21 protein-coding genes are annotated in these 24,565 nt (G+C 51.6%); 2 read left to right on the forward strand and 19 right to left on the reverse strand.

What is annotated here, in order from left to right; genetic code table 11:
• Positions 1-55: 55 nt before the first annotated feature.
• Genes NSU18_RS03170 through NSU18_RS03180 form a run of 3 tightly spaced genes read right to left on the reverse strand, consistent with a single transcriptional unit; the run spans position 56 to position 3,479 of the window.
• Positions 56-1,624 (reverse strand): extracellular solute-binding protein, encoded by a 1,569-nt coding sequence (locus tag NSU18_RS03170; RefSeq protein ID WP_341022022.1) that lies wholly within the window; start codon positions 1,622-1,624, stop codon positions 56-58.
• Positions 1,625-1,667: 43 nt separating this feature from the next.
• Positions 1,668-2,537, reverse strand: a complete 870-nt coding sequence (locus tag NSU18_RS03175; RefSeq protein ID WP_341148190.1) for a carbohydrate ABC transporter permease — start codon at positions 2,535-2,537, stop codon at positions 1,668-1,670.
• A gap of 15 nt (positions 2,538-2,552) precedes the next feature.
• Complete coding sequence (locus NSU18_RS03180; protein WP_341150975.1) at positions 2,553-3,479, reverse strand: ABC transporter permease; 927 nt, start codon at positions 3,477-3,479, stop codon at positions 2,553-2,555.
• Positions 3,480-3,782: 303 nt separating this feature from the next.
• Here NSU18_RS03180 and NSU18_RS03185 point away from each other — a divergent pair, with 303 nt between their 5' ends.
• On the forward strand, positions 3,783-6,074 hold the full coding sequence (locus NSU18_RS03185) for an AraC family transcriptional regulator (protein WP_341148191.1): 2,292 nt from the start codon (positions 3,783-3,785) through the stop codon (positions 6,072-6,074).
• Positions 6,075-6,086: 12 nt separating this feature from the next.
• On the opposite strand, the gene NSU18_RS03190 is transcribed toward NSU18_RS03185, so the two are convergent.
• From NSU18_RS03190 to NSU18_RS03240, 11 genes are all read right to left on the reverse strand, one after another.
• Positions 6,087-7,754, reverse strand: coding sequence for a hypothetical protein (locus NSU18_RS03190; RefSeq protein WP_341148192.1), 1,668 nt, complete (start codon positions 7,752-7,754; stop codon positions 6,087-6,089).
• Positions 7,755-8,365: 611 nt separating this feature from the next.
• Positions 8,366-10,972 carry an ABC transporter permease gene (locus tag NSU18_RS03195; protein ID WP_341148193.1) on the reverse strand — a complete coding sequence of 869 codons (2,607 nt, stop codon included), beginning with the start codon at positions 10,970-10,972 and terminating at the stop codon, positions 8,366-8,368.
• The gene (locus NSU18_RS03200) at positions 10,969-11,652 is read right to left on the reverse strand and encodes an ABC transporter ATP-binding protein (RefSeq protein WP_341022016.1); all 684 of its coding nucleotides are present in this window, start codon (positions 11,650-11,652) and stop codon (positions 10,969-10,971) included. The genes NSU18_RS03195 and NSU18_RS03200 overlap by 4 nt, the downstream gene beginning before the upstream one ends.
• A gap of 81 nt (positions 11,653-11,733) precedes the next feature.
• The gene (locus NSU18_RS03205; RefSeq protein ID WP_341148194.1) at positions 11,734-12,723 is read right to left on the reverse strand and encodes a sensor histidine kinase; all 990 of its coding nucleotides are present in this window, start codon (positions 12,721-12,723) and stop codon (positions 11,734-11,736) included.
• On the reverse strand, positions 12,710-13,396 hold the full coding sequence (locus NSU18_RS03210) for a response regulator transcription factor (RefSeq protein WP_341148195.1): 687 nt from the start codon (positions 13,394-13,396) through the stop codon (positions 12,710-12,712). The genes NSU18_RS03205 and NSU18_RS03210 overlap by 14 nt, the downstream gene beginning before the upstream one ends.
• A gap of 37 nt (positions 13,397-13,433) precedes the next feature.
• Positions 13,434-14,678 (reverse strand): MFS transporter, encoded by a 1,245-nt coding sequence (locus NSU18_RS03215; RefSeq protein ID WP_341148196.1) that lies wholly within the window; start codon positions 14,676-14,678, stop codon positions 13,434-13,436.
• 217 nt (positions 14,679-14,895) lie between these two features.
• Positions 14,896-15,888 (reverse strand): alpha/beta fold hydrolase, encoded by a 993-nt coding sequence (locus tag NSU18_RS03220; protein WP_341022010.1) that lies wholly within the window; start codon positions 15,886-15,888, stop codon positions 14,896-14,898.
• A gap of 125 nt (positions 15,889-16,013) precedes the next feature.
• The gene (locus tag NSU18_RS03225) at positions 16,014-17,147 is read right to left on the reverse strand and encodes a glycosyltransferase family 2 protein (protein WP_341148197.1); all 1,134 of its coding nucleotides are present in this window, start codon (positions 17,145-17,147) and stop codon (positions 16,014-16,016) included.
• Positions 17,144-18,379 carry a sugar efflux transporter gene (locus NSU18_RS03230; RefSeq protein ID WP_341022006.1) on the reverse strand — a complete coding sequence of 412 codons (1,236 nt, stop codon included), beginning with the start codon at positions 18,377-18,379 and terminating at the stop codon, positions 17,144-17,146. Before NSU18_RS03230 ends, NSU18_RS03225 begins: the two co-directional genes overlap by 4 nt.
• Before the next feature lie 21 nt (positions 18,380-18,400).
• Positions 18,401-19,360 carry a phosphotriesterase family protein gene (locus NSU18_RS03235; protein ID WP_341148198.1) on the reverse strand — a complete coding sequence of 320 codons (960 nt, stop codon included), beginning with the start codon at positions 19,358-19,360 and terminating at the stop codon, positions 18,401-18,403.
• A 25-nt stretch (positions 19,361-19,385) separates the two neighbouring features.
• Positions 19,386-20,396, reverse strand: a complete 1,011-nt coding sequence (locus NSU18_RS03240) for an NADP-dependent oxidoreductase (protein ID WP_341148199.1) — start codon at positions 20,394-20,396, stop codon at positions 19,386-19,388.
• A 99-nt stretch (positions 20,397-20,495) separates the two neighbouring features.
• Here NSU18_RS03240 and NSU18_RS03245 point away from each other — a divergent pair, with 99 nt between their 5' ends.
• Entirely contained in the window at positions 20,496-21,230 is a 735-nt protein-coding gene (locus NSU18_RS03245; protein ID WP_341148200.1) for an SDR family NAD(P)-dependent oxidoreductase, read from the forward strand.
• On the opposite strand, the gene NSU18_RS03250 is transcribed toward NSU18_RS03245, so the two are convergent.
• The 5 genes from NSU18_RS03250 to NSU18_RS03270 form a co-directional block, all read right to left on the reverse strand.
• A complete protein-coding gene (locus tag NSU18_RS03250; protein ID WP_341148201.1) occupies positions 21,205-21,672 on the reverse strand; it encodes a hypothetical protein in 468 nt (155 codons plus the stop codon). The two genes, NSU18_RS03245 and NSU18_RS03250, sit on opposite strands and share 26 nt — an antisense overlap.
• Positions 21,669-22,091: a thioesterase family protein gene (locus tag NSU18_RS03255; RefSeq protein WP_341148202.1), complete on the reverse strand. Its 423-nt coding sequence runs from the start codon at positions 22,089-22,091 to the stop codon at positions 21,669-21,671. Before NSU18_RS03255 ends, NSU18_RS03250 begins: the two co-directional genes overlap by 4 nt.
• Positions 22,078-23,307 carry a glycosyltransferase gene (locus NSU18_RS03260; protein ID WP_341148203.1) on the reverse strand — a complete coding sequence of 410 codons (1,230 nt, stop codon included), beginning with the start codon at positions 23,305-23,307 and terminating at the stop codon, positions 22,078-22,080. Before NSU18_RS03260 ends, NSU18_RS03255 begins: the two co-directional genes overlap by 14 nt.
• On the reverse strand, positions 23,288-23,737 hold the full coding sequence (locus NSU18_RS03265) for a hypothetical protein (protein WP_341021992.1): 450 nt from the start codon (positions 23,735-23,737) through the stop codon (positions 23,288-23,290). The genes NSU18_RS03260 and NSU18_RS03265 overlap by 20 nt, the downstream gene beginning before the upstream one ends.
• Before the next feature lie 70 nt (positions 23,738-23,807).
• Complete coding sequence (locus NSU18_RS03270; RefSeq protein ID WP_341021990.1) at positions 23,808-24,563, reverse strand: SDR family NAD(P)-dependent oxidoreductase; 756 nt, start codon at positions 24,561-24,563, stop codon at positions 23,808-23,810.
• Between the last annotated feature and the right edge of the window lie 2 nt (positions 24,564-24,565).

A 24,565-nucleotide genomic window follows, 5' to 3' on the forward strand; every position in this document is an offset into this window, starting at 1 on the left:
ATACCCTTATTGCCTTACCTGTGCGTCAGCGGTTCTTCCCTGCGTCAGTACCCGTTTATTTGCTGCTTAATTGAATATTCTGAACCCGGTCATAGGCTTCCTTGTACGTTGCCAGCAGCTTGTCTACGCCCAGATTGTTGATCTCCTCAACATATTTATCCCAGTCTGCCAGCTTGCGGGAGCCGGTGACGAACTTGGCGAAGCTCTCATCGCGGTGCTTCTTGATCGCCTGTCCGGTAATCGAGATGACTTCATTCTCCTTCTCGGTGAAGGCCGGACGCGGCTGCATGTTGGCCGGATCGTATTTGACGGCCTCTTCATAGGCGTGCTTCAGGTCCTCCGAGAACAAGGACAGATGGGCATTGAAGTCAATCCACGTATATGTTCCGCTGGTCTGAAGTCCTGTCTGCTTCCGCATTTCAATCACATCGGTGAATTCCGGCTTGAACTTGATCGTCTCGCCTTCCTTCACATACGTCTCGCCTTCCACGCCCCAACTGCTGAGTGTGCGGCCCTCTTCCGAATAGAAGAAGTCCATATAACTCATGATATCCTCGATATTCTTAGAGGTCGAAGCAACAGTCAGACCGCCCTCCATGTAATGGAAGTAAGGATTGAGCTGCTTGCCGCCTTCAAGCCCTGCGGGAGGAGCCATGAACTGCATATTGAATTCAGGATTCTCCTTGCGCATCGCATTATTGAAGAAGTCCACCCGGCTGATATAATCCACAGTTACAAAAGACTTGCCGGTGGACACCATGTCCTGCCACTGCTTGGTCTGCAGCGAGAGGAAATCCGGCGGAATCAGCCCTTCATCGTAGAACTGCTTCCACATGCCGACCATTTCCTTATAGCTGTCCTCTGTCGGCCCATAGCGCCATTCTTTTGCATCGAAATCGTAGTAAGCCCCTTCACCCGTTCCATAGTTGACCGTCATATTCGTGTTCATCTCATCCGGGATCTGGCCATAACGGAGTGACAGCGGGTAACTGTCCGGGTATTTCGTCTTGAGCGTCTTCAAGGCCGTGTGCAGTTCATCATAGGTCTTGGGAGCCTGAATCCCCTCCTTCTCAAAAACATCCTGGCGGTACATCCAGATCATCCGGTTCGTCTCCCCGAAGCCCTGGTTCGGGAACATATACATTTTGCCGTCGGCGGAGAGTGCGGCCTTCGCCTCATCCGGGTACTGCTTCATCCAGGCGGTCAGATTCGGCAGCTTATCCATATATTCCATCAGGTCCACGAGTGCGCCCTGCTGGCCGAATTTGTTAGATTCCTTGCGGTTGGGCATATACATCAGATCCGGCAGCGCATTGGAGGCCACTGCGAGATTCAGCGCTTCAGCCAGCTTCCCGGAGGGTGTCTGCACCTCCAGAGTGACGCCGGTCTGATCCTTGATCCAGCCCCAGACCGGCCAATCCTTGGAATACGGGAAGGTGGCATTGTTGTCCAGCAGCGCAGTGAAGGTATGGGCCTGCTTCGCTTCCGAAGTGGCGGGAGAAGTCTCGCTCCCGGGTGCAGCCGTAGCCGCAGGAGAAGCGTTATTGTTATTGCCCCCGCTGCAGCCGCTCACCAGTATTGCCGCTGCCGCGAGGGGCAGCATTACAGACTTCCATTTGTTCATTCTTCATCTCTCCCTTAAGTAGTAGTTATGGTTCAGGGCCGGATCAGCCCTTCACTGCACCGATCATGGCGCCTTTGACAAAATACTTCTGAACAAACGGATATACCGTGAGAATCGGCAGCGTGGAGACCATAATCGTTGCATATTTGAGCGACTCTTCAACGACCTGGTTGTCTCCCCCGATGCCGGTCACATCCCCCGAGCTTGAGCTTCCGGCCAGCACCAGATTGCGGAGCAGCACCTGAAGCGGGAACAGGTCCGGGGTGCGCAGATACAGGAGCGGATAGATGAAGTTGTTCCACATGCCCACCGCATAAAATAAAGCAATAGTTGCGAAGGAAGCCTTCGACAGCGGAATGATGATGCGCATGAATATCCCGATATCATTCAACCCGTCGATGCGTCCCGATTCCTCCAGCTCCTTGGGAATACCCGAGAAGAAGGTGCGCATCAGAATCAGATTCCAGGTGCTGACCGCGCCCGGCAGCACCATCCCCCATACGGTATCTACCATATTCAGAGAGCGGACCACGAGGAAGGTCGGGATCATCCCGCCGCTGAAGAACATCGTCACGACGATCAGCATGGTGAAGGTCCTGCGCAGCGCCATATCCCGGCGGGAGAGCGCATAGGCTCCGGTAGACGTAACCACCAGCGAGATCAGCGTGCCGAGCACGGTGTAGATCAGTGTGTTTTTATAGGCCGTCCAGATCTTCGGGTCTCCCAGCACCAGCTCGTACATCTTCACATTGAAGCCCTTGGGCCAGAACGAGACCGTGTTCTTGATGACATTGATATCGCTGCTCAGAGAGACCGCCAGCATATGCAGGAACGGATAGAGCGTAATAACCACAACGATCATCAGGCAGAACGTACTTACTACATTAAACCAGGAAATTCTCGGTGATCTCATCACCACACCTCTTCTCTACCATAGACTTGTCTCGCTGACCCGGCGGCTGATGTAATTGGCGCTGTAGATGAAGATCAGGCTGATGATGCCCATGAACAGGTCAATCGAAGCGCCATAGCTGAAGTTCCCCTGCTCCATCCCGACCCGGTACACGTACGTACTGATGATATCGGCCGTATCGTAGATTGCCGGGTTCTGCATGAGGAATACCTTCTCGAAGCCAATCTCCAGCACCTTGCCGATATTCAGAATCAGCGTGATGACAATCGCGGGCGAGATGCCGGGCAGCGTGACATGCCATATTTTGCGCATCCGGCTGGCCCCGTCCATATCGGCCGCTTCATAGAGCTGCGGATCGATTGCCGTCAATGCCGCCAGATAGATGATGGTCTCCCAGCCGATATGCTGCCAGATCTCCGACAGAACATAGATCCCCCGGAACATTCCAGGCTCATTCATGAAGTTAACCGGTCCGATTCCGAAGGTACCCAGCAGATTGTTAATTAACCCGCCTGTCGGCGACAGGAACATAATGACCATGCTCGCTACAATGACGTTTGAAATGAAGTGCGGCAGATAGCTGACGGTCTGCACGAATTTTTTGAACGCAGCCTTACGGACTTCATTCAGCAGAATAGCCAGGATCACCGGAGCAGGGAAACCGAACACCAGCTTGTACAAGCCCAGAAGCAGAGTGTTCTTCATCAGCGGCCAAAAATCAGGATTCTCAAAAAACATCCGGTAATACTTCAGCCCCACCCAATCGCTGGCCCAGATTCCTTTAAACAGATTATAATCCTTAAACGTAATGACGAGGCCGAACATCGGCGCATACCGGAAAATCAGATAGTACAGCAGGCACGGCAGGAACAGCAGCCATAGCGTTTTGTTATGGTTCCAGGTCCGCCGCAGCCGCCCTTGACGCCGGTAAGGATCTTTCATTTCCTTTCTCAGGTTGTCTTGTACTACACTCGTTTGAGCCATAGGCATTCCCCTCTTGTTCTTAATGATGCAGCGCACTTAAATGTCAGCTAACTTCCCCCGTGTTTCCGGGGTTTGTCTCCGAATTATAGCGGCAAGGTGTTAGAAAGCGCTATCAGCATGTTATATAACTTTTCTCCCGATCTGCATATTTCCCGGTTTAGGTGTATAAATCGGTAAAAGTGCATATTGTGCGTGTCAGCTTTGGGCCGCTATGATAGGATAAAACGATAACTAAGCGGCTGCATCCAAGGGGGAATACCTATGAAGAGACCGCTCAATGGCCAGTTTGCCCGCAATGGCTTGTTCGTCAAGCTTATGCTCAGCTTCCTGAGCGTCATCCTGCTGTTAGCTTCATTCAATCTGTTTTCTCATCTATATCTTAGCGGGAAGGTCTATCAGGAGGTGGTCCGGCAGAATGAGCAGAGCCTGAAGCAGACAGTGGATGGGTACGAGAATCACTTCCGGCTGACCCAGAATATGATTCTGGCGCTGACCCAGTCCGATACGTGGACGGCCAACCTGGGCATTCTCAGCCATCTGCAGGAGAACCGGCGGTATGATATTGTCAGCGAGGTCAAGTCGGACCTGATGACGCTGTACGGGAATCCTTTTCTGCATATTGAGAATTTCATTCTGTACTTCAAGGCGGAGGACTATGTTCTTGAGAAAGAGGGGCTGAGTACCGCGGCTGACATGTTCGGCAAATATTATTACAGCGGAGAGTATCCGGCGGACTTCTGGAGCGGCCAGACCATGGACAACCAGTATCTGAAGGTCCTTCCTGCCGCTTCCTTCACAGAGACTACAATGAATTCCTCGCGTCCGCTCGGGCGGCTGATGCCGGTCATGATCAAGGCCATTCCTTATGAAGAGGTGTACGGCATTGTGATGCTGAATCCGCAGCGGCTGGAGCAGGCGTACGGGGATGCCGGGAAGAATCCCTTCTATATAATGGATGCGCAGAACCGTCTGCTCTTCTCCACCGCAGTGACGGAGCTGCCAGCTCTGGAGTATGCCGTTGCTACAAGCTCACATGAACGGATCGGGAATAACTATTATTTCTATCAAAAAGGGGCGCAGACCGGCTTCACCTACGTCCGGGTCACCGAGGTTGCCGCCATTGCGAGCGGGCTGCGCGGCATGCGGGTGCTGCTCGCCGTTCTGCTCACTGCTGCGGTGCTGGTCAGTCTTTTGTTCTCCCTCCTGTTCAGCTACCGGCTGAACCAGCCGCTCCAGCGCCTGATCGCTGCGTTCGACCGCAAATCGGGCGGCGCTCCCGGCAAGGTGAGCAGCGTTAAAGAGTTCGCCATTATCGGCGACCGCCTAAGCTCCATCCTGGAGAACAACCGCTTCATCCAGAATGATCTTGAGCATAAGAATTCACTGGTCCGCCAGTATGCTTATACCCATAAGGTAAAAAATATTCCGCTGGGCGCAAGCCTGAGCGAGCTGGAGGATACCCTGCATTCCGAACGGCCGTATGCCTCCATTCTGTTCAAGCTCAGCTTCACCCGCCCGCCGGAGGAGCCGGAGAAGCATACGCTGGCGTTATGGCAGCTGATTCAGCGCTTGTTCACCGGGGAGGAGTCCGAGAATGTCGCCTTACAGCCGGAGCAGGATCTGCTCTTGCTGCTGATCTTCGATCCCGGTCCGCAGAGCGGCGTTCTTCAGGTGCTGGGCACGCTGCAGGAGTTGTTGGCAGAGGAGCGCTCCCTCTACCTCACGATAGCGGTCAGTCCGGTATACTCCGGGGAAACCCCGTTTACCGATGCTTATCACAACCTGTCGGTCCTGCTGAAGGAACGCAGACTGAACGGGGAGACCCAGATTATTGTAGAGCCGCGGGCTTCGTCGGCCAAGGCGTTCCATCTGAAGATTACTTACGGGGAAGAGCTGCATAACCTGCTGCAGTCTGGCAGCGAGGAAGCGGTGTTCGGGTGGCTGGACCGCCAACTTGAGCAATTGCAGAATAAGGATGCTGCTGCTGAGGATTTCCGGGCTTTTGCTGCGGGGGTTGCAGAGCAGATAAGCAAAACAGTCATGAAGCTGAATCTGCCGGAGCTTGAACTGGGGCTGGTCGCGGCCCTGTCCGGTGAGCCGTACGCCGCCTTCTATTCCACGCAGCAGTATAGTGAATGGCTGCGGGAGATTGTGACTCCGGTGCTTGCGGCGGTCCGCAACGGCTCGGAGACCCGGGACCCGGTCATCAGCTTCGTGTTGGAGTATCTGGACAAGCATTATGGGGAGGATATCAATCTGAACCTTGTCGCCGACAAGCTGAATCTGACCCCCGGCTATCTGTCGAGCATCTTCAAGGAGAAGACCGGTATCAACTTCAGCGAATATCTTAACACCTTGCGTATCGAGCGGGCCAAGGCGCTGCTTATGAACATCGACCTGCGCATCCAGGACATCGCGCTTCAGGTCGGTTACCAGAATGTGAACTCCTTCATCCGTATGTTCAAGCGTGCCTCCGGCCTGACCCCGGGCGAGTACCGGAAGCGGGCTTCGGGGGATAATCAGGGGCTGGGTTCGGTGGCCGGGGAGAAATGAGGAGGGAGAAGCTCAGTCCCTGTCTTTATATGTGATTTCCGTATTACTGACAATAATGTTTCCGTTATTCCCCGTGCCTACGGCTTCTCGATCTGAAATAACCGTTGTATCCGGCGGTATAGAATTAGAAGAGCTTCCCTTCTTCTTGTTTTTTACATCATAGAGAAAGTAAGAAATATCCTTCGCCTTCGGCGCTGAATAGCCCGTGGGCGAAGGCTCCAGCGTATAGGATTTTATCACTGCAAAATTAGCGTCCCTCCAACCTGCAACCTCCACTGCCGAATCATCATTGCTGTCTTCCGTTTGAATGGAAGCAATCGGAAGCCCGTCCTTATCGTAGAAGTGGATGGCCTGCGGAGCTATTTCTAAATAATCAATATCGATATCCAGGATTCGCTTGCTTTCATTAAGGGATTGATTCATCCAGGCAATGGTCCCCGCCGGGTTCCACTTTATTTTCTCAGATGGCACATATTGATTCGTCGGCAATGCTACCCTGCGTAACGGAACGCCTTTATTATTGTAGAATGTCAATTGTCCGCTCTCATCATCATGGACAAACCGCTCTAACGTTGGAGCAAGAAAGAGAGAAGGCGCTCCACTCGTCGAATGAGGGATGACAGGATATTTTAATAGATGCACATCATCCTTGCCTGTCTTCAGATCAAAGATCCATACATTTCCAAGGTAGCTTTGCAGGAATAGCTTTTGCTCATCCGCTCTCCATTCTTGATTATAAATATAATCGTAATCAGGTGTAAGCGGCCAAAAGTCTTCGCGGAGACGTTCAATAGCTCCCGTGGCTGTATTGTAAGCGGACAAGTGGTATTGTCCTGCCTTCTCCGTCAACTCCGATTCCAGAAACAACAGACGGTCGTTATCCATTGGAAACAGCATATTGTAACTGCTCATAAATGAATTATTCCAGCGATTGTCTGATGAGTTCAATGTATCGCTCCATCTTACACGTACTTCATCCGTAGAAGGATCATGGGATATTAATGCATTGATTGCGTTATGGTCTCCGTAAAAGAGATGCACGGTATGATATTTTATCCCCTGTAATTCAACAGCCGGGCCTCCGCTTAGCGAATAGTTATTTTTCGGCAGACCTATCGGCCTGGCCACAAGATCTCCGGCAGAATTCCTCACGGCTCTGAACGTCAGATCTTCCAGGCTTGATGCTGCGAACACCTTCTTCTTCAATTCAGCCGTAGCTTCCTTAGTCAGCGTGTATCCGGTATGCGTATCTCTCATATCCATAATCATGGCTTGCTCGCTCTTCTCGTTGATCCATAGCTGAAACGCATATTTCTTCTTTGCAGACTCCATTAAGATATCGTAGCCGGCATCAGACACATTTAGAATTCCTGGTATGGGGACTGCACTTTGGATCGCGCGGACAATCACTTCTATAGATTCTTGATCTGTGTATTCCATCGAAACTTCAGAGCTCTCCGGTGTCTTGTTGAGTAATTTGGTAAACGTGATTGTCTTGACGGACTCAAATTCGTAGTTTGTGATGGTCTGTGTACTGCTGTCATCAATGGGGCTGGATACGGGATGAACAGAGTTGTTACCTTGTAGGGCTTGGTCTTCGTCATCTCTGCCGGTACAGCCCGCCAGCGCCAGAATTATAGAAATAGCTGCTGCTGGAACTAGAAGTTTTCGCTTTATCACATTGAACCCTCCCTCTTTCTTCAATAAATATAGGACGGTAGAAATGGGATATAGTTGCAGATAGAGAACCAGCCGTTTGGAATGGAGAGCATTGTTGCACCTCTTGCAGGATTTTTGTATTACATTTACTGGCTGCGGTACAATGTTGCATTATTTGCAGGAATTCCAGTGTAGAGAGCAAGTTACGCTGAACTTGTTGCATTTCGTGCAAGATTTCAGCATAAACAGCCTTTATGGGACGGTATTGCTGCACTTTTTATAGGATTTCCCTAAAAATTAAAGTTGGTTCACAGTAACCGGCACCAGCACGTCAGGGTCAAGCTTGGGATCACCTATCGTTAGCAGATCCTTCAGCAAACAAGTGGATAAACGCGCCTTAATTTACCGCTATTCGGCAGATTTACCGAAGCAAGTGGAAAAACAGCATCTAATCATGCTGTTTTTCTCTCTTTTGCAAATATGAGTAATATTAAGTGCTGTTTATACAACTGCTGTTTCCCCAAGATTCATTCGTATATCAGCAAGTGTAGTAAATCCAACGGTTTGGCGCGCCCCTGTAACCATCCGCATCCTTTACCATGCACATGCGTGGTGTTCCAGACTACTTGCTATCAAGTCATATCATCCCGCAGCGCATCAATGATATTCTCCCGCTTGATGGTGCTGACCGAGTACAGCATGGTGACGAATACGATCAGGAGCACGCTGAACACGCTGATGCCGATGCTGGCCCAGGGGAAGATATAGCCGATCTGGTCCGCCCCGCCGATGAGCATGCCCCGGTAGATTAGCCAGGAGCAGGCCAGCCCGATGGGAAGCCCGAACAAGAGCGCGCGCATGCCATAGAAGGCACACTCGAAATTCATCATCCGCTGGAAATTGCGGTCGGACATCCCGATTGAGCGGAGCATCGCCAGCTCCCGGCGGCGCAGCTTGATGTTCGTAGAGATGGTGTTGAACACATTGGCAATTGCAATCAGCGAGATCATGATAATGAAGGTATAGGCGAATACGTTAATGATAAAAATCATATTGCGATTCTCATCCATCATCGCATAGGTATTGTACAACTGATATTCATCCGTAATTTGTGCGCCTTGGATGGTCTTCTCCATCTCCGCTACCGATTGTGCCGGATGCTTGGAGCGAAAGGTCAGTCCCTTCACTGCCGGCGGACTGTCCGCCGCTTCAAACTTGCCGATGAGTGAATAAGGAGCGATCACCCGGAAGAAGAACGGTTGGCTTGCGCCGGGGCTCCCAGTAACCGGGAGGGTATCCGGCGGTACGGTCTCTACGAAGGTAACCGTTACATCATCCCCTTGCTCAATCTTCATTCCTCCCTCCGACTCAGGGGCAATGGTTAGGGTAGAGGATGAACGCTTGAACAAATTACCGAACTGGTCTACCTCCTTTAGCCGTTTATCGTCGGCAGGACTCATCGATTTGGCAACGCCGATAAACTTGGCGTCCGGACCTGTATATTCCGCTGCGGACAAGCCCAGCCCTTCGAGAATCTTCAGATAAGCGCTGTCATCCAGAAACTGCAGATCGACGGGCAGTGATACCTGCTCATGCGAGCGGCCCTCTTCGCTCCAATAAGCATCCGAGAGCTCGCTTGCCCGGGCAAGTCCGGTCACTTTCATGAGTGTCTGGTAAGAGCTCTCATAGATCCCGCCTGCGGTTCTGAGCTTGTCATAGAGCGCTAGCATTTCACTGTCCTTCATAGATTGTGTGGCGAAGCCGATATCATAGGTGGTGAATGCTACTGCCTGCTCCGACATCTGCTTCAGATCTGTGACGAAAGCGCTGGCCGATATATACAGCACAACGCTTAACATGAGCGACAGCACAATGCTGCGGTAGCGCTTCTTGTTTCTTTTGAAATTCTTAAGGGCAAGGGTGCCTTCGAGACCGTAGATCCGCTGTGCCCGCCCGGACGTCTTCACAGCCTTGGCTTCAACCTTGACCTCGTTTGTCTGGCGGATACTCTCCATCACGGGAGTACCTGCTGCCTTCCTGGCCGGTATATAGGCTGAGATCAGAATCGTGATCATGCTCAGCGCCGCTGCACAGGCGATGGCCGGAATGGATACCTGCAAGGTTAATGGAGCATTGGTATAGAGAACATTCCCGAAGTTCCTGGATACAACCGTTAGCACGAGTCCCATGCTGCCTATTCCCAAGATAATGCCAGCCGGTATGCCAGCCGACCCAATACACAGACCTTCGAACAGCACAGAGTTACGCAGCTGCTTCGCTGTGGCTCCCACCGATGAGAGTATGCCGAACTGGCGTGTGCGCTCATTCAGGGAGATGGTGAAGGCGTTGTAGATCATGAAGATCGAACCGGTTACGATGATAAAAGCTACAATTCCCCCGACCGTGTACAGCAGAGCGGTAAGTAATCCATTGCTTGAGACGCCCATGAAGCGAAGCACATTATCGTTGTAGATATAAGCATGGCCTGCGGCGGTGCTGCTTGCGTAAGCCTTCACTTCACGCGGGTGCTTCAGGCTAAGATACAAGCTGAAGCTGTCCGCCCGTTCTGACGGATCGGGTCTGGTAATCAGGGTATAACCTGGGGCAGCGGACTCCTCAAAAGCAGGTCTGGCGTAGATTCCGGTGACTTTGTAGGTCCGCTCTGCCCGGGGCACCAAAGCTTCTGCGTTCTTCCCGGACGGGTCTCCCGCCAAATAGGCATCATGCTGGTTCAGCCGCTGGTTGCCGTTCATCCGGTCTCCGACAGCCAGTGTGAGCATATCGCCCTCTGCGAACTTGATCCCGCCATTCGCCGCCAGATGTGACGGAACCAGAATCTCACTGCTGTTATCCGGCATTCGGCCGGAGACCAGAGTGACAGGCAAGATGTCAGGAGCAGCTTCGTCTTCACTTACGCCGGCAATGAACAGATAAGGCTTATCCGGGTTCTTTCCGCCGCTAAGTGCCGCGTAGCCAATATTCTCGAAGGATGCTGCACGGGATACGGCCTGATCGTGTGCCCTTTCCTGCACGAAGGAGGAATCCACAGCCGGGAACCCGATATGCCAGCCGCCGTATTTGGCGATGGACCCCTGGATCATGTAGCTCTGCAAGGACACGGCGAAGGTGGAGACGGCAGTAATCATAGCGGTAGACAGGATGACCCCGATAATCGTTACGATAGTCCGCGTGCGGCTTTTTTTGAGGCTCTGGAGCGTAACCTTGTTGAAGATATTCATGGCCGTACCCGTTCGTCCCGCACAACCTTGCCGTCTGAGATACCGATAATGCGGTCTGCCTGGAGGGCAATATTCTCGTCATGCGTAACGATGAGCAGGGTCTGCCGGTACTTCTGATTGCTTAATTTCAGCAGGTTAATAATCTCATGTCCATTCCGGCTGTCGAGGCTGCCCGTAGGTTCATCCGCCAGCATCACCGCCGGAGCATTCATCAATGCGCGTCCGATGGATACACGCTGCTGCTGTCCACCCGAGAGCTGATTCGGCAGATGCGTTCTCCGGTCTGTCAGTCCCAGCAGCTCAAGCAAGTCGTTCAGCCGCTCCTCGTTGACCTTGCGTTTGTCCATCAGAATTGGCAAGGTAATGTTCTCCACCACATCCAGCGTAGGAATCAGGTTGTGGAACTGGTAGATCAGCCCGACCTGCCGTCTGCGAAAAATAGCCAGCTTGTCATTGCTCTGGGCATACACATCCTGTCCGTCCAAATAGACGTTGCCGCTTGTCGGCATATCGACACCGCCGATGATGTGAAGCAAGGTCGACTTCCCGGAGCCGGAGGAGCCGATGATCGCTGTGAACTCCCCCTTCTCAATCGTCAGCGATACCTCATCCAGCGCCGTAACCCGGTTGTCTCCCTTTCCGTAGACCTTGCTCAGCTTCTCAATTCTCAAAAACTCCATGATGCATTCTCCCTTCCCCTGATCTATCCCTATCATAGAGCCGCAAGCTTACATCTCTGTGACTTTCAGGTGATAGATCCGTCACTTAGGGAAACGAAGCCTGAAGAGCGCACCGCCCTGCGGGTAATTATGTGCGGTAATGCTTCCTCCCTGCCGGGAGATAATCCCCTTGCTAAGCGCAAGGCCGATACCGTAGCCGGTATGGTTAGGACTGCTGCCGCGATAGTACCGGTCGAACAGCCGGGGGATTTCTTCCTTGCTGAAGCCCGGGCCGTTGTCATGCACCGTAAGCTCGGTGTATAGCGGATTGTCTGTGCAGATCAGCTCTATCTTCCCGTTCTCCCCTGCACTTTCCAGGCAATTCTTGAGGATATTCCGGATCGCTTCCGGCAGCCAGGCAGAATCGCCTTGAATCACTACTCCTGAGGGGCAATCGATTCTTAAGTCTACCTTGCGCAGCTCCATCTGGATCAGGAACGGACGTACAGCGATGCGCAACAGGTCGATGACGGCGATAGGCCCGCTTTGAAATACTACAATACCCGCATCCAGGCGCGATAACTTAAGCAGGGAGGTAATCAGCCAATCCATCTGCATCAGCAGCTCCTCGGTCTCCCGTATAAAAGCTTTCCGCTCCTCTTCCGCAGGACTATTTGCAAGCAGTGTCATAATCAGGTTCACTGAGGTAAGCGGGGTGCGGAGCTGGTGGGCGATGTCAGCCAGAGAATCGGCAAGATGGCCCTTTTCCCTGATCAGCTCACGGTTCTGCTCCCGGATGCGCTGCGTCATTTTGGTAATCTCGCTATGTAAGATGGATAACTCGCCTTCTTCTGTATCTGCGATGAACAGATGGTCTGCATTATGCAGCACCCGGTCAATCTGATTGGAGATGCGTGCAAGGCTCTTGTACCGGGCCCTGGTGAACAGCAAAAATGCTGTGCCGAAGGCAACAGCACAACCAGTGGCAAGGAATCCCGCTGCCGTATGTAAGGTGAACCCGATGATAACCGCAGCAGCGGACATGATAATATACAACAGGGCGAATTGCCGGATTTCTTTATTCCGCAGCATCGCTGCACCCCAGCCGGTATCCGGTCCCCCGGACGGTCAGAATGAGCTGCGGGCTTGCCGGATCACTCTCGATCTTCTCCCGCAGGCGCTTGATGTACACAGTCAGCGTGTTGTCATTAACAAATTCGCCCGCTGCGTCCCATAATTCGTCGAGCAGCCTGCTTCGCGTAATAATATTTCCGGGGTTGTTCACAAACACCAGCAGCAGGCGGTATTCCAGCGCTGAGAGGTAGACCTCCTTGCCATGCCGGGTGACAACACCGCTTGCCGTATCTACATGAAGCCCGCCGATATCAAAAGCAGACCCGGTCCGTCCGCTCTTCCGCAGAGCCGTTCCAATCCTTGCAATCAGTTCACGCGGGCGAAACGGCTTGGTAATATAGTCGTCCGCCCCCATATTCAGCCCGGTAACCACACTTGCCTCATCCCCTGAGGCTGTCAGGAAGATGACCGGCATCTCCCTTGTGGCCTTAATTTCTGTGTACACCGTAAAGCCGTTCCCGTCAGGCAAAGCAATATCGATCAGCGCCAGGTCAAACGGATGTCCGCCAAGGATACCCACAGCCTCACTCCGCGTAGCGGCGTGAGTAACTGTGAATCCTTCTGAGCGGAGCAGCAGCAGGAGATTTCTGGCAATGGCCTGATCATCCTCAACCAGTAATATTTGCGGCATTCTTCAGGGCCTCCATTTTAGTTAATCTGCTTCCTATTTATTGTGCAGCCTGTGCCTGCTCCGGCGCCTTATGCTTCATAATCGGCAACATCATCAGTGCGCCCAGCAGGAACAGAATTCCGGCTCCGCTGTAAATGGTACTGAGCGGAAAGGCACTCTTCAGCGCACCTGCCAGCGACATGGATACCACCATCATCCCGACGAACATCGGATTCAGCACCCCGTTGACCCGGCCGACAATCGAGCTATTAGACCATCTCAGAATCATTGTGCTGATCCCGATGTGAATGCAAGGGAACATCAGCCCGTTCAGGAACTGGATGGTGAGCGTTAGCGGAACGCTGGTTGAGAACCCGACGATGGTGGTGCATACAGCACCTGCCAGCATCCCCATGGCGAGCAGCAGCTGGGGCGGAACTTTTTTGGCGAAGGCAGCTACGATCCCTCCCCCGATCAGCATGGCTGCACCGTTGACCATAAGCATGTATTGCAGGAACTCTTCGCTCTTGCCCAGCCGCTCGGTGACGATGAACAGATTCAGTGCCTGGGCTGCGCCCACAGCAAGTCCCGCTAGTACAAACGCAAGTCCAAGCATCCGCAGCACCTGGCTCTGCCAGACATACCGGAAGCCTTCGGTGAAGTCTTTACGGAATTGTCCCTTCGCGGCAACTGTCCCGGCTTCCATATGATCCTCAGGCAGGCGAATAAGCACGAGCGCCGACAGCAGAAAAGCCACGCCCATTACTGCGATGGAGATCTCAAGGCCGAAGGTGCTGTATACGAAGGTGCCTAACATCGGTCCGAGGACCATGAAGATGGCCATCAGTGATTGGAAGAGCGCCATCCCCTGCTGCAGCTGTTCCTCAGGCACATGGAATTTAAATAACCGCATGCTTGAAGGCTGTGAGAACTGTGACAGAATAGCCGAGATGAACGCGACCAGATACACCGATTCCCAGGAACCGAAGTGAATGCTGAGCAGAACGGCGAATACCGATACCGCAGACAGGGAATCGCACCAGATCATTGTCCGCTTCGGCCGCCACCGGTCCGCAAAGGTCCCTCCAATGAAGGAAAAAACAAAGATAGGCGCAAATTCAGCAACGCTGATCAGCGAAATGGCGTAGGGATCATTGTTGGTCCTCTCCGCAACATACAGCAGAATAGCAAAATTACGCACCCAGATCCCGATCTGCAGCAGCACGCTGGATAACAGAATGGTCTGCAGGAACCTGTTCCGGAACAGGCTCGGTGGACTAGCGCTTTTGTCATGCTGATTCAATCCTTTAACCCCCTATATATCTTAAATATGATCTTAAATATACTGCATCTAATGCTGCGGTATGGTTCTCCTTCCCTTCCTTATTATACGGACCCGGTCCAGAACTATAAAGATTATATTATTCGGAATACCGCACCAAAGTGAGGCTTTAGCTAAACTTCACAAAAAAACTGCGGCACCCTGTTCGGCACCGCAGCTGTAATCCGGCTATTCTGTTCTACTTCACTTGCTTCAATTGAACGGTCTTCATGTATTCCTTGAATTCTTCGGCGATTTCTTTGTACTTCGTATGGTGCAGGTAATGGGAGCCTACCATCGGGATCAATTTACCCTGTGAAGACTGCTTCACCTGCTCCTCATGCAGCGGAATCCACTGCTTGTTGTGCTCGTTATTGGATTGCGCGAACAGCAGAACCGGCAGATCCTGCGGGTATGTCAGCTTTGAGCCGTTTTTGAAATTGGAACCAAGGTGGCTAAGCTCATTCATCAGCGTTGGATTACTGCCGTGCACGGCAGAGATGTATTTCATCTGTTCTTTGGTATGCTCATCATAGTCAAGCGATTTAAACGAATCTCCGCTTAGCTTCGTTAGCAGCCGCATCACACCTGAATCTTTAGCAAACTTCATCGCTCCGAGAGGCAATTTGACATCCATCCCTGGCTGGTTAGGTACGCTGCTGTCAATCCCGACGAAGGCTTGCACTTCATCCGGATATTCCTTCACATAAGACACGGCGTAGAGTCCCGTAATGGAATGTCCCATCAGAATGTAACGCTTCAGCCCTAGCTGCTGCACCGCCTCATGAATTTCGCTGATGATATTCTCAGTTGTTCTTTCTTTATCCGTCCCATCGCTTAGACCGTAACCGAAGGGCTCAATAGTCACCACTTTGTAGGAAGGCGACAATTCATCAATCAGCGGCTTAAAGTCCAGTACAGGAGACGGGGTCCCTTGTCCCGGCAGGAGAACGATAGTTTGCTCCCCGCTGCCTTGAATCATTGCATTCATCTTTTTGCCGTCCACGTTGACGTACTGCCCGTACGATTCGATCTTCTTCTTGTCGATCCCGGTGCTGATGACATTAACGATAAAGGTGATGCCTATGAACAGCACAAGCACTCCGATAATGCCACCTACTATTTTCAACCATAATTTGCCCTTCTTACGGCTCTTCTTCCCTGGTTCCTGGTTAATGATTGTATCTGCCATGTTCATCTTCTCCTGTCCTTCTCTCTGTAGATCCGTCTTAACGGTATAGATAGAGTCTACTTGAGTAAGATGTCCTCAACATGACGGCATTATGAACGGAGTATGAACAGGCAGACGCTTTGCTGCTACAGCCCGGATAGATTTACAGCAACAGATTGCATAACATCAATAACTCTTTCTGCAGACGGTTGTCTGTAATAGAGCAGATCATAGGACCGCGGAACGAGCTGAATCAGCAGATGGAGGTCAGAACGGGAATAATCAAGCACCAGAACGTTGTGTGATTCCAGCGCACGGGTGATTCTCGAGAGCCACTCTTCCACAGGAGCGGAGTCGCCGTGAATCATGGCCACATTATACAAGCTGTTCATCTGATTGTATAAGCCTTTTACAGACCGGACCGCCAGTTCGTACCGGATAAAAGCATCCTTCCAGGGCTTGCGGCGGGCCGGGTCGAACCAATCCCCGAGAATGCTCTGAAGCTCAACCTCCAGTGTGGGATGCTTGTGCTTGAATAATTCAAGATTCGTGAACCATCCCAGGTATTTTTTCTCGTCGTAGGTGGTGGGATGATACTGGTGCAAGACTACACATTGTGTGTTTAAGATGAATTTGGCACCCTGCTGATATAAACGGTATCCGAGTTCACAATCCTCAAGTCCCCACTCGATAAAATCCTCATCAAAGCCTCCGGCTTCTTCGTAGTTGACACGGGGGACCGAGAAGTTGCAGCTATAGAGCAAAGCCCAGATGTTCTCAATATTCCCCGCGTTCTCCGAGAACCGCTGGATGACCGGCAGGCGCGGATCTCTGCGTTCCAGGATTAAGGACGAGCGGTTACTGTCTTCCACCTGGCTGAACGGCAGCCGGTTGTCCTCAGCCAGAAAGTCTCTCAGGCCCATCACGACTACAGGCTCACCGCAGAGCTGGTGCACCTTCCAATGCTGATAGATGAAGTCCCGCTCTACGACCTGATCTCCGTCCAAAAACAATAAAATGTCGCCGCCCGCCTGTGAAACGCCCAGATTTCTGGCCGCTGATCTGCACTTTGACACATCCGGCGTTTTGTAAACGTATTTCAAGGAATAATCAAGGTCGAGCGCCGTAATCCGCTCTTGTGTTCCGTCATCTGAACCGTCGTCAACGAAAATAACCTCGAAGCATCCTTCCGGCACCTGAACCTGGCGGTTAAGCGATAGCAGGCATTCGGCCACCAGATTTTTAATATTGTACGCCAATACAAGTATGCTTATCCTCATATTTTCCCAGTCTCCTTATGGATCGTTCTCCTGTTCGATGTGTTGACCAGCCCGAAGATGGACAACGCCGCCAGCGATATAGACATACAGGCCACAAATACGGAACGGTAGCCGAACATTCCCGATATGGCTCCCGAGACCACGCCTCCCAGGGAGGAGCCGATTCTGGAGGTGTTGCTGTACAGGGTGGTTGCGGTTCCCGGCTCCTCCGGCAGCAGCTCCTGAAAATAACTGATGCCATAGCCCATAATAATGGACACCGAAAGGGCACTGAGCACCTGGGCGAAATAGAGCAGGATAATAGAATGAGCCAGAGCAAACACCAGGAAATACAGGACATTGGAGATGATACCGATGAGGATGATCGCGGTTTTGCCCATTTTTCTTGACATCACTCCTACAACAACCATCAAGGGCAGCTCGACAATCGCCGTAATGCTATAGAGCCAGCCTAGCTGCTGATAATTCCCGTGCAGCGTGGTGGAGAAGAACAGTGGCAGCACAAGGGTACTCATCGAAGAAGCAATACTCAGCAGTATGAATGTACCCAGCACGGAGGAAATCTGCGGCTGCTTAATGAATTGTCCCAGGTGTACAGGCTGCTTGTCTTCCTGAACTGCCAGGGTTACAGGCTGGCTGCGGAACAGAATGAAGGCAATCAGGCTTACGAAGATATATGTAGCGGCTACAATCAAAAAAAGGTAAAAAAAGTTATATTGATTAACCAGGACCGAACCGATCGACGGCCCGGCAATCCAGCCAAGGGAGTATAGCATTCTTAGGATATTCATCGCCAGCGGCTGATTGATGGGACTGATATTGGACCTCGAGATGGAGTCTCTGGCATAAGCAAAAACCTGCGGGAACGAAGCGAACGATATGCCGAAGAATATCGCAGACACGGCCAGCAGCACATAATAGTTGGTGAACAGGGCAAATAGCACGTAGGCGGCTGATGTCGAGATCAGGGTGAAGATAATGATTGTTTTCCTGCTGAAGCGGGTATCCGAAGCCTTGCCAAGAAACGTACTGATGAACAGGCCGAAGACCATGGTGATCGACATCAGTATGCCATACGACAAAGGAGTCATGCCCGCCTCCTGAATACAATACAGCGATAAAAAGGGGTTGGTTGCCGATACACTAAGTCCCAGCATAGTGATGGTAAAAACTAGGGCTACGAAGCTCGGCATTTTGATAATGTCTTTGAGAAAACCGGAATTCATCCTCATCGTTCTATCTCCAGTTATGATTTAATAGGTATCATTCGCTGCATATTCAAACCATTCCCGTACATTGTTGACCATGATCCCGCTCAGAATGTCCGGGGCTACCCCTTGATCTATGATATACGGCAGAACATCACGGGTCAGATGAGTCATGGACCAGTCGGGGGCAAAGGAACGCACCTCTTCCCGCTCCCACCAATCAATGGACCCGCAATAATCTTGAGAGACCAGCAACTGCTTGTGATAACCGCTCTGTATCAGCTTCAGCAGCAGGTCAGGACGCTCCTGATTGATGATCCCGACAGACAGACCAAACCGGTCTATGCCCAAATAGGCCTGCCGGTTCAACAATTGGGATAAGTAGGCCATATCACGGGTATCCCCTGAATGCCCGATAATCACCGCCCGCGCGTTGACGCCTTCGTCTTCCAGCAGATCGAGCTGGTCCAGCCCATTCCTTGAGGCCGCATGGGTATGAGTCATAATCGGTACCCCGGTTCTCTTGTGGGCGCGGGCAGCCGCACGGATGATCTTCTCCACATCCGGCGTAACCCCCTGAACATCTGTTGCACACTTGATGAACCCGGCTTTGATCTCCGTATTCTGAATACCCACCTCAATATCTCTGATGAATAGCTCCGCGATGTAATCAATACTCTTATTACGTAACGGTTCAGGCAGGTCCCGGCAAGTATACATGCCAGTCGCTGCAATAATGGTCATCCCTGTACTCTCGGACACCTCCCTTATGAAGGTAATATCCCGGTCCTGCCCCATAACAGTCGGGTCACAGAGGGTCTGTATCCCGTCATTCCTGGCTGCCAGAACCTGCTCCTTCGCCAGTTGAAGCTCTTCAATACGGTTGTATAGATGAGGAAATTGCGTAGCGACTTCGACGGTTCTGACCCGCAGGTGCTCATGGGTCAGCGTAGGCCCAAGCTGTGAACTGTCAACGGACCCTGTTACTGAGTTTATGTTAGTCATAGGTATTATTTTCCTTTTTTATTGATTAGATACGTACTAGTTGTTTGCCCGGATTCGTGCCGCTGAACAAATTAATGAAGGCATCGACAGTGTTCTTCAGCCCCTCAGTAATGGTCTCTGGGCATTTCAGCTGCCCTTCCCTAAGCCATCTCACCAGTTCCAGCCTGGCTTCTGTAAGACGGTCTTCATAATCGGCGATCAGAATTCCCTTGACCATCGCTCTATGAAGAAGAACAGCCGGTAAGATCCGGGAGCCTGCCTCTGGTCTCACGAGATTATAGAGCGCAATTTGACCGCAGACCGCGATCCGGGCGTGATCATTGATATGACCGAATACGGCATCGGATATATCTCCCCCGACATTATCGAAGTACATATCAATCCCATGAGGACATGCCTTCATCAATTCGATGCGCAGGTTCTGCTCCAGGCGATAATTGATTGCTTCATCAAAGCCTAATGCTTCTTTCAAATAGTGAACCTTCTCATTCGAGCCGGTAATGCCAACGACATGGCAGCCATAGATTTTTTTGGCGATTTGGCCAACGGCTGCGCCGACGGCCCCTGCCCCGCTGGATACTACAAGGGTCTCGCCTTCACGGGGCTTACATACGTCGGCAAGACCGAAATAAGCGATCAGTCCAGGGGTACCCAGAATACTCAAATAGGCTGTAGCTGGCTGGATGCCCGGGTCCATCTTCAATAATTGTCCGGCCTTATGTACGCTATATTCCTGCCAGCCCAGGATGCCCCACACCCTCTCTCCTGCCTGAAGACTGGAGGACCGGCTCTCCACTACCTCGCCGATACCCGCCCCGCCAAAAATCTCCCCGAGCCGATAGGAATCCATATAGGATTTGCTGCGGCGCATCAGGCCTCGCATGTATGGGTCAACCGACAGATAGCTGCTCTTTACAAGGACTTCTCCATCTGAAAGGGCTGGAACCTCAACCGTCTCCATCCGGAAATGTTCTTGCTGCGGGATGCCCTGAGGCCGCTGGCACATTACAATTCTAGTATTTGTTAGGGAGGGCATGCCTTCATCAATTCCTTTTAATATATAATATAGTATAATATTGCATATATTCTACTAATTACATATGATGATAATAGATCAGATAAGGAGGCGCTCATTATGGATTTCGATTATACCGGTAAGGTAGTTCTGATTACAGGCGGTTCGCGGGGCATCGGCCGTCAGCTTGTGCAGTCTTTTAGTGCGATGAAAGCTAAGGTGTACTATACTTATCTCTCTGCTGAACGATTCCAGCCTGTCATTGCCGGTTCAGCCGACGGTCCGCAACCGGTTGGGGTCCAGGTCGATGCGGGGTCAGACCAACAGGTTGAGGCATTTACTTCGGATGTCTGGCGGCAGCATCAGGCGGTTGATCTGCTGATTAATAATGCCGCGTTCATATGGAGAGCTGATTTCGGCAACACCACCACCGAGCTATGGAATACCTCCCTTCAGACCAATCTGATGGGTGTGGTACATCACTGTACCTCCGCACTCCCGTATATGATCCGGCAAAAATCAGGCTGCATCATCAATATATCCACAGTCTGCGCCGATCACCCGGTCCGGGGACAAGCCGCCTATTCCTCCACTAAGCAAGCCGTCAATTCCCTGACCAAATCACTCTGCCTTGAATACGGAGCCTTTGGCATCAGGGTCAACACCATCTCCCCTGGTCTGATTGTCACCGAGAAGCCGAAACAGGTCACAGAGGAAGATGTCCGCAAGATACCGTTACAACGGGTGGGCTACGCTTCGGATGTGTGTCATGCTGCTGCTTTTCTGGGGAGCGAAGCGGCAAGCTTCATCACCGGAGCAGATCTGCCGGTTACGGGCGGCTCACACCTGAACTGAGATTACGGGTTAGAATTCCGGTTAAGGACCGGCAACGCTCCTCCCGGTGAAGCGCATCCAGCGGGACCTCCCGGAACAGAACGGAGCCTTCACAGACAAGCTCTGACTCCCTGCACATTACTCTTGCCCGCGCCTTCATGTCCCCTTCGCTGCCGGTATTCTCAAAGGTAAGCTCAACCTCAAGAATATCCGGCGGCGACACCATCCGCAAAAACTTAAGCCGTTCAAAGCTTACGGGGATCAGCGAACAGCGGTAATCGCTGTTGATCCATGTGAACAACCTCGATAATTGAATGATAGACTCCGTAATCAGCGCCGCAGGCAGCACAGGCTGGTCGGGAAAGTGATCCCGAAAGATATCTTCATTCAAAGAAACATACTTCTTCCCGGAAATAGAGTCAGCCGTCAGAGCAGTGATTTCATCCATAAAAATGTATCTCATATTGTGCATGCTCCTTGGATAGCAGAGTAGATGCTCTCAGGAATGGGAGCAGGTGCTTTGGTCAATAGATTGACCGGAACCATCCGGTTCTCCGCAGTGTAACGCTTATCCTGATCCACCCGGATTTCGGTGTGGAAATCAATCCAATAATGCATAATACGCTTCACGGACGTTCGAATCTCTATGAACTCGTCATAGTAGACCGGGTGCAAAAAATCAATTTCAACTTTTTTCATCACAAAAAAAAGTTGGTATTGATCAAGAATTTCTTTGAGGGAAAGAGCGTGCGTCCGAAACCATTCGGTACAACCGGCTTCAATAAACTCACAGGCGTTACCGAAATAGACCACCCCGCCGGCGTCGGTGTTCTTGAAATAGATCCGCTGATGGATCACCGAATAGGCCTCATTGTCCAGCATCCTGCTTCCTCCCCTTTTCTCCCGTTACGACGGTAGTAAATGGTGTTTTTTGATGATAGACGAGGTTTCTCCACTCCATTTTGTTGGAGATCACAGCCCACAGCGAGCTTATGCAATATACCACAGATACGAATGAAGCGAGCACCAGCACGGCTACCCGGATAAACGACGGGCGATAATCCTGAATATGCGAAGCGTCCCGGGATACGGCGGCCACAACAAGAGCGGCCCCTGCTATATGCAGCAATGGCCAGTACAAGAAGATGTACAGCAAGGAAGGGACATCGCCTGTTATTCTGAACCCGAGGGCAACCAGGAATAGAACCGCGCCCAATAACCGCGGCATTGTCACCAGGAAGAAGCCAAACGCCCATAACCGCTTGTAATTTACCTTCGTGTTCAGGGCCTGGCGCTTCACCCATTTCACCCAAGCGAAGCCTTGGATATCGAAATGCTCCGGCACCAGGCAATCGGGAACGTATTGGATGCGGAATCCTGCTCTCCGTACTACATCCGAAATGGTGAAGTTATCATGAAAGGCCTCTGACCAGATGAATTTCATCCCGATCTGTTCAAACACATTTTTGCGTATCCCAAAAGAAAAACCTCTGGCAAAACGGGTGACAGGAAACGTGATCATGGTGGTCGCCAGAAAATCCCAGTATCTTGCCGCCAGGGCCAACACACTCCTGCTCTTGGATACGATCCATGCGCTGCCGCTGGTGAGGCCGACTTGAGCGGACTGCAGCGGCTGTACCATCTGTTCAATCCAGGATGGCTGGGGCACGATGTCCGAGTCAATAAATACATAGACTTCCGTATCCTTGGATGCGTGCGCTATGCCGGTTAACAGATTATTCACCTTATCGCTCCGGTTACGGGAGACCTCGGAATGAGATGCCTTCACCAGATGAATACGAGGTGATAGCGCCGCATATTGATGAACCAGCTCCTCCCCTCTTCCGTTCTCCTCCGAGGTAACCGCGAGCACTTCATAGCTCCCGGCATACTGCTGGCTGGCAAGACTCCGCAGGGTGGCTTCAAAGTTATAGTCCAGTCCGCGAAAGGGAAGCAGCACGGTAACCTTAGGATGATAAGGCGGCTTGGCGGCTATTGTCCGGCGGGAACGCTGCCTCTCCAGTATAAAATAAACAGCAAGAAATCCCGGCACCAGAAATAATGACATCATCATAATATTAAAAATCCAGATCCACACGCTTCTCCCCCCTCTTCAATCTGAGCAGGTTCATTCCGTCTTCTGCAGACAGCCTTATGTTGTTATTCAAGCTATGAGTAGAGATCACATCCTCCTGCTTCGTGATTAATCTCCCGTCAGGCACAATCAACTGTCCCTCTGCGGAAATCGTAATCCGGAAGAAAAAGCTGCGCTTCTCCTCATTGACCGATAATAGCTTGGCATAATACGTGACTTGCTCATCCTGAAAAACAGGCCTGGCAAACACAAAATTACTGAAGCTTACAATTCCCGCTCCATGCCGGTTATGGGTGACTTCACGCGCAAGCCTGCCTGCAGTCTGGAATACGGACTCAAGCAGAACATAGAATGGCACCGTCAATCCTGTATCGCATTCCGCTTCAAAGACATCCTCACGGGGCTGGAGAACCTGGCAGGACTCTGCCTCCATGGGACCTACTCTTGTAAAAGATACCAATTGCATATACCGCAAGCAGCTTCACATCCCTTACCCGCCAAAGTTAATCCAAATGTCTTCCTCCGGTCACCGGCAATTGGGTGCCTGTAATATATGAGGCATATTCACTGGCCAGGAACAGCGCTGCATGACTGACATCGTCTACGGTGCCCATTCTTCCAAGGGGAGTGCGCTCCTGAATCTTCTTCTTGACCCCGGTTTGCATCGTATTTACGACATCGGTTTCGATTAGTCCGGGCGCAATAGTGTTAACACGGATGTTATACGAACCGTATTCCAGTGCCAGTACCTTCGTTAGCGATTCAACCGCACCTTTGGTTGCTGTGTATACTGCTTGGCCCCGCCCGGGCTGCAGTGCCGAGCGGGATGAAATATTGATGATCGATCCCGATTTATTCAGGATCATATATTTGATAGCCGAAGAGCAGAAGGCAATGACAGAATTCAGGTTGGCGCTGATTCCCTCGCTCCAATCCTGCTCGCTCATTTGCAGAAACAGTCCTCTTGGAATCCAGGCAGCATTATTAACTACAACATCTATACGCTTATGATCATTCCAGACCGTATCCATAAAGCTCTCCACATCAGGCTTGGATCTCCCGTCCACTCTCAGGCCGGTGACATCTGCCCCGTATTGCTCCCTGCACTCTTGCACAACTGCTGCTGCCTGATCTTCACTGGATAAATAGGTGAAGTATACGGTCGCGTTAGCCCGTGCGAAATGTGTGACCATTCCCCGCCCAATGCCTCTGCTTCCTCCGGTAATAATGACTACTTTGCCCGAGAAATCAATCTTCACGG

Origin of the sequence: Paenibacillus sp. FSL H8-0048, assembly GCF_038002825.1 — a bacterium.
Taxonomy (GTDB): domain Bacteria; phylum Bacillota; class Bacilli; order Paenibacillales; family Paenibacillaceae; genus Paenibacillus_AQ.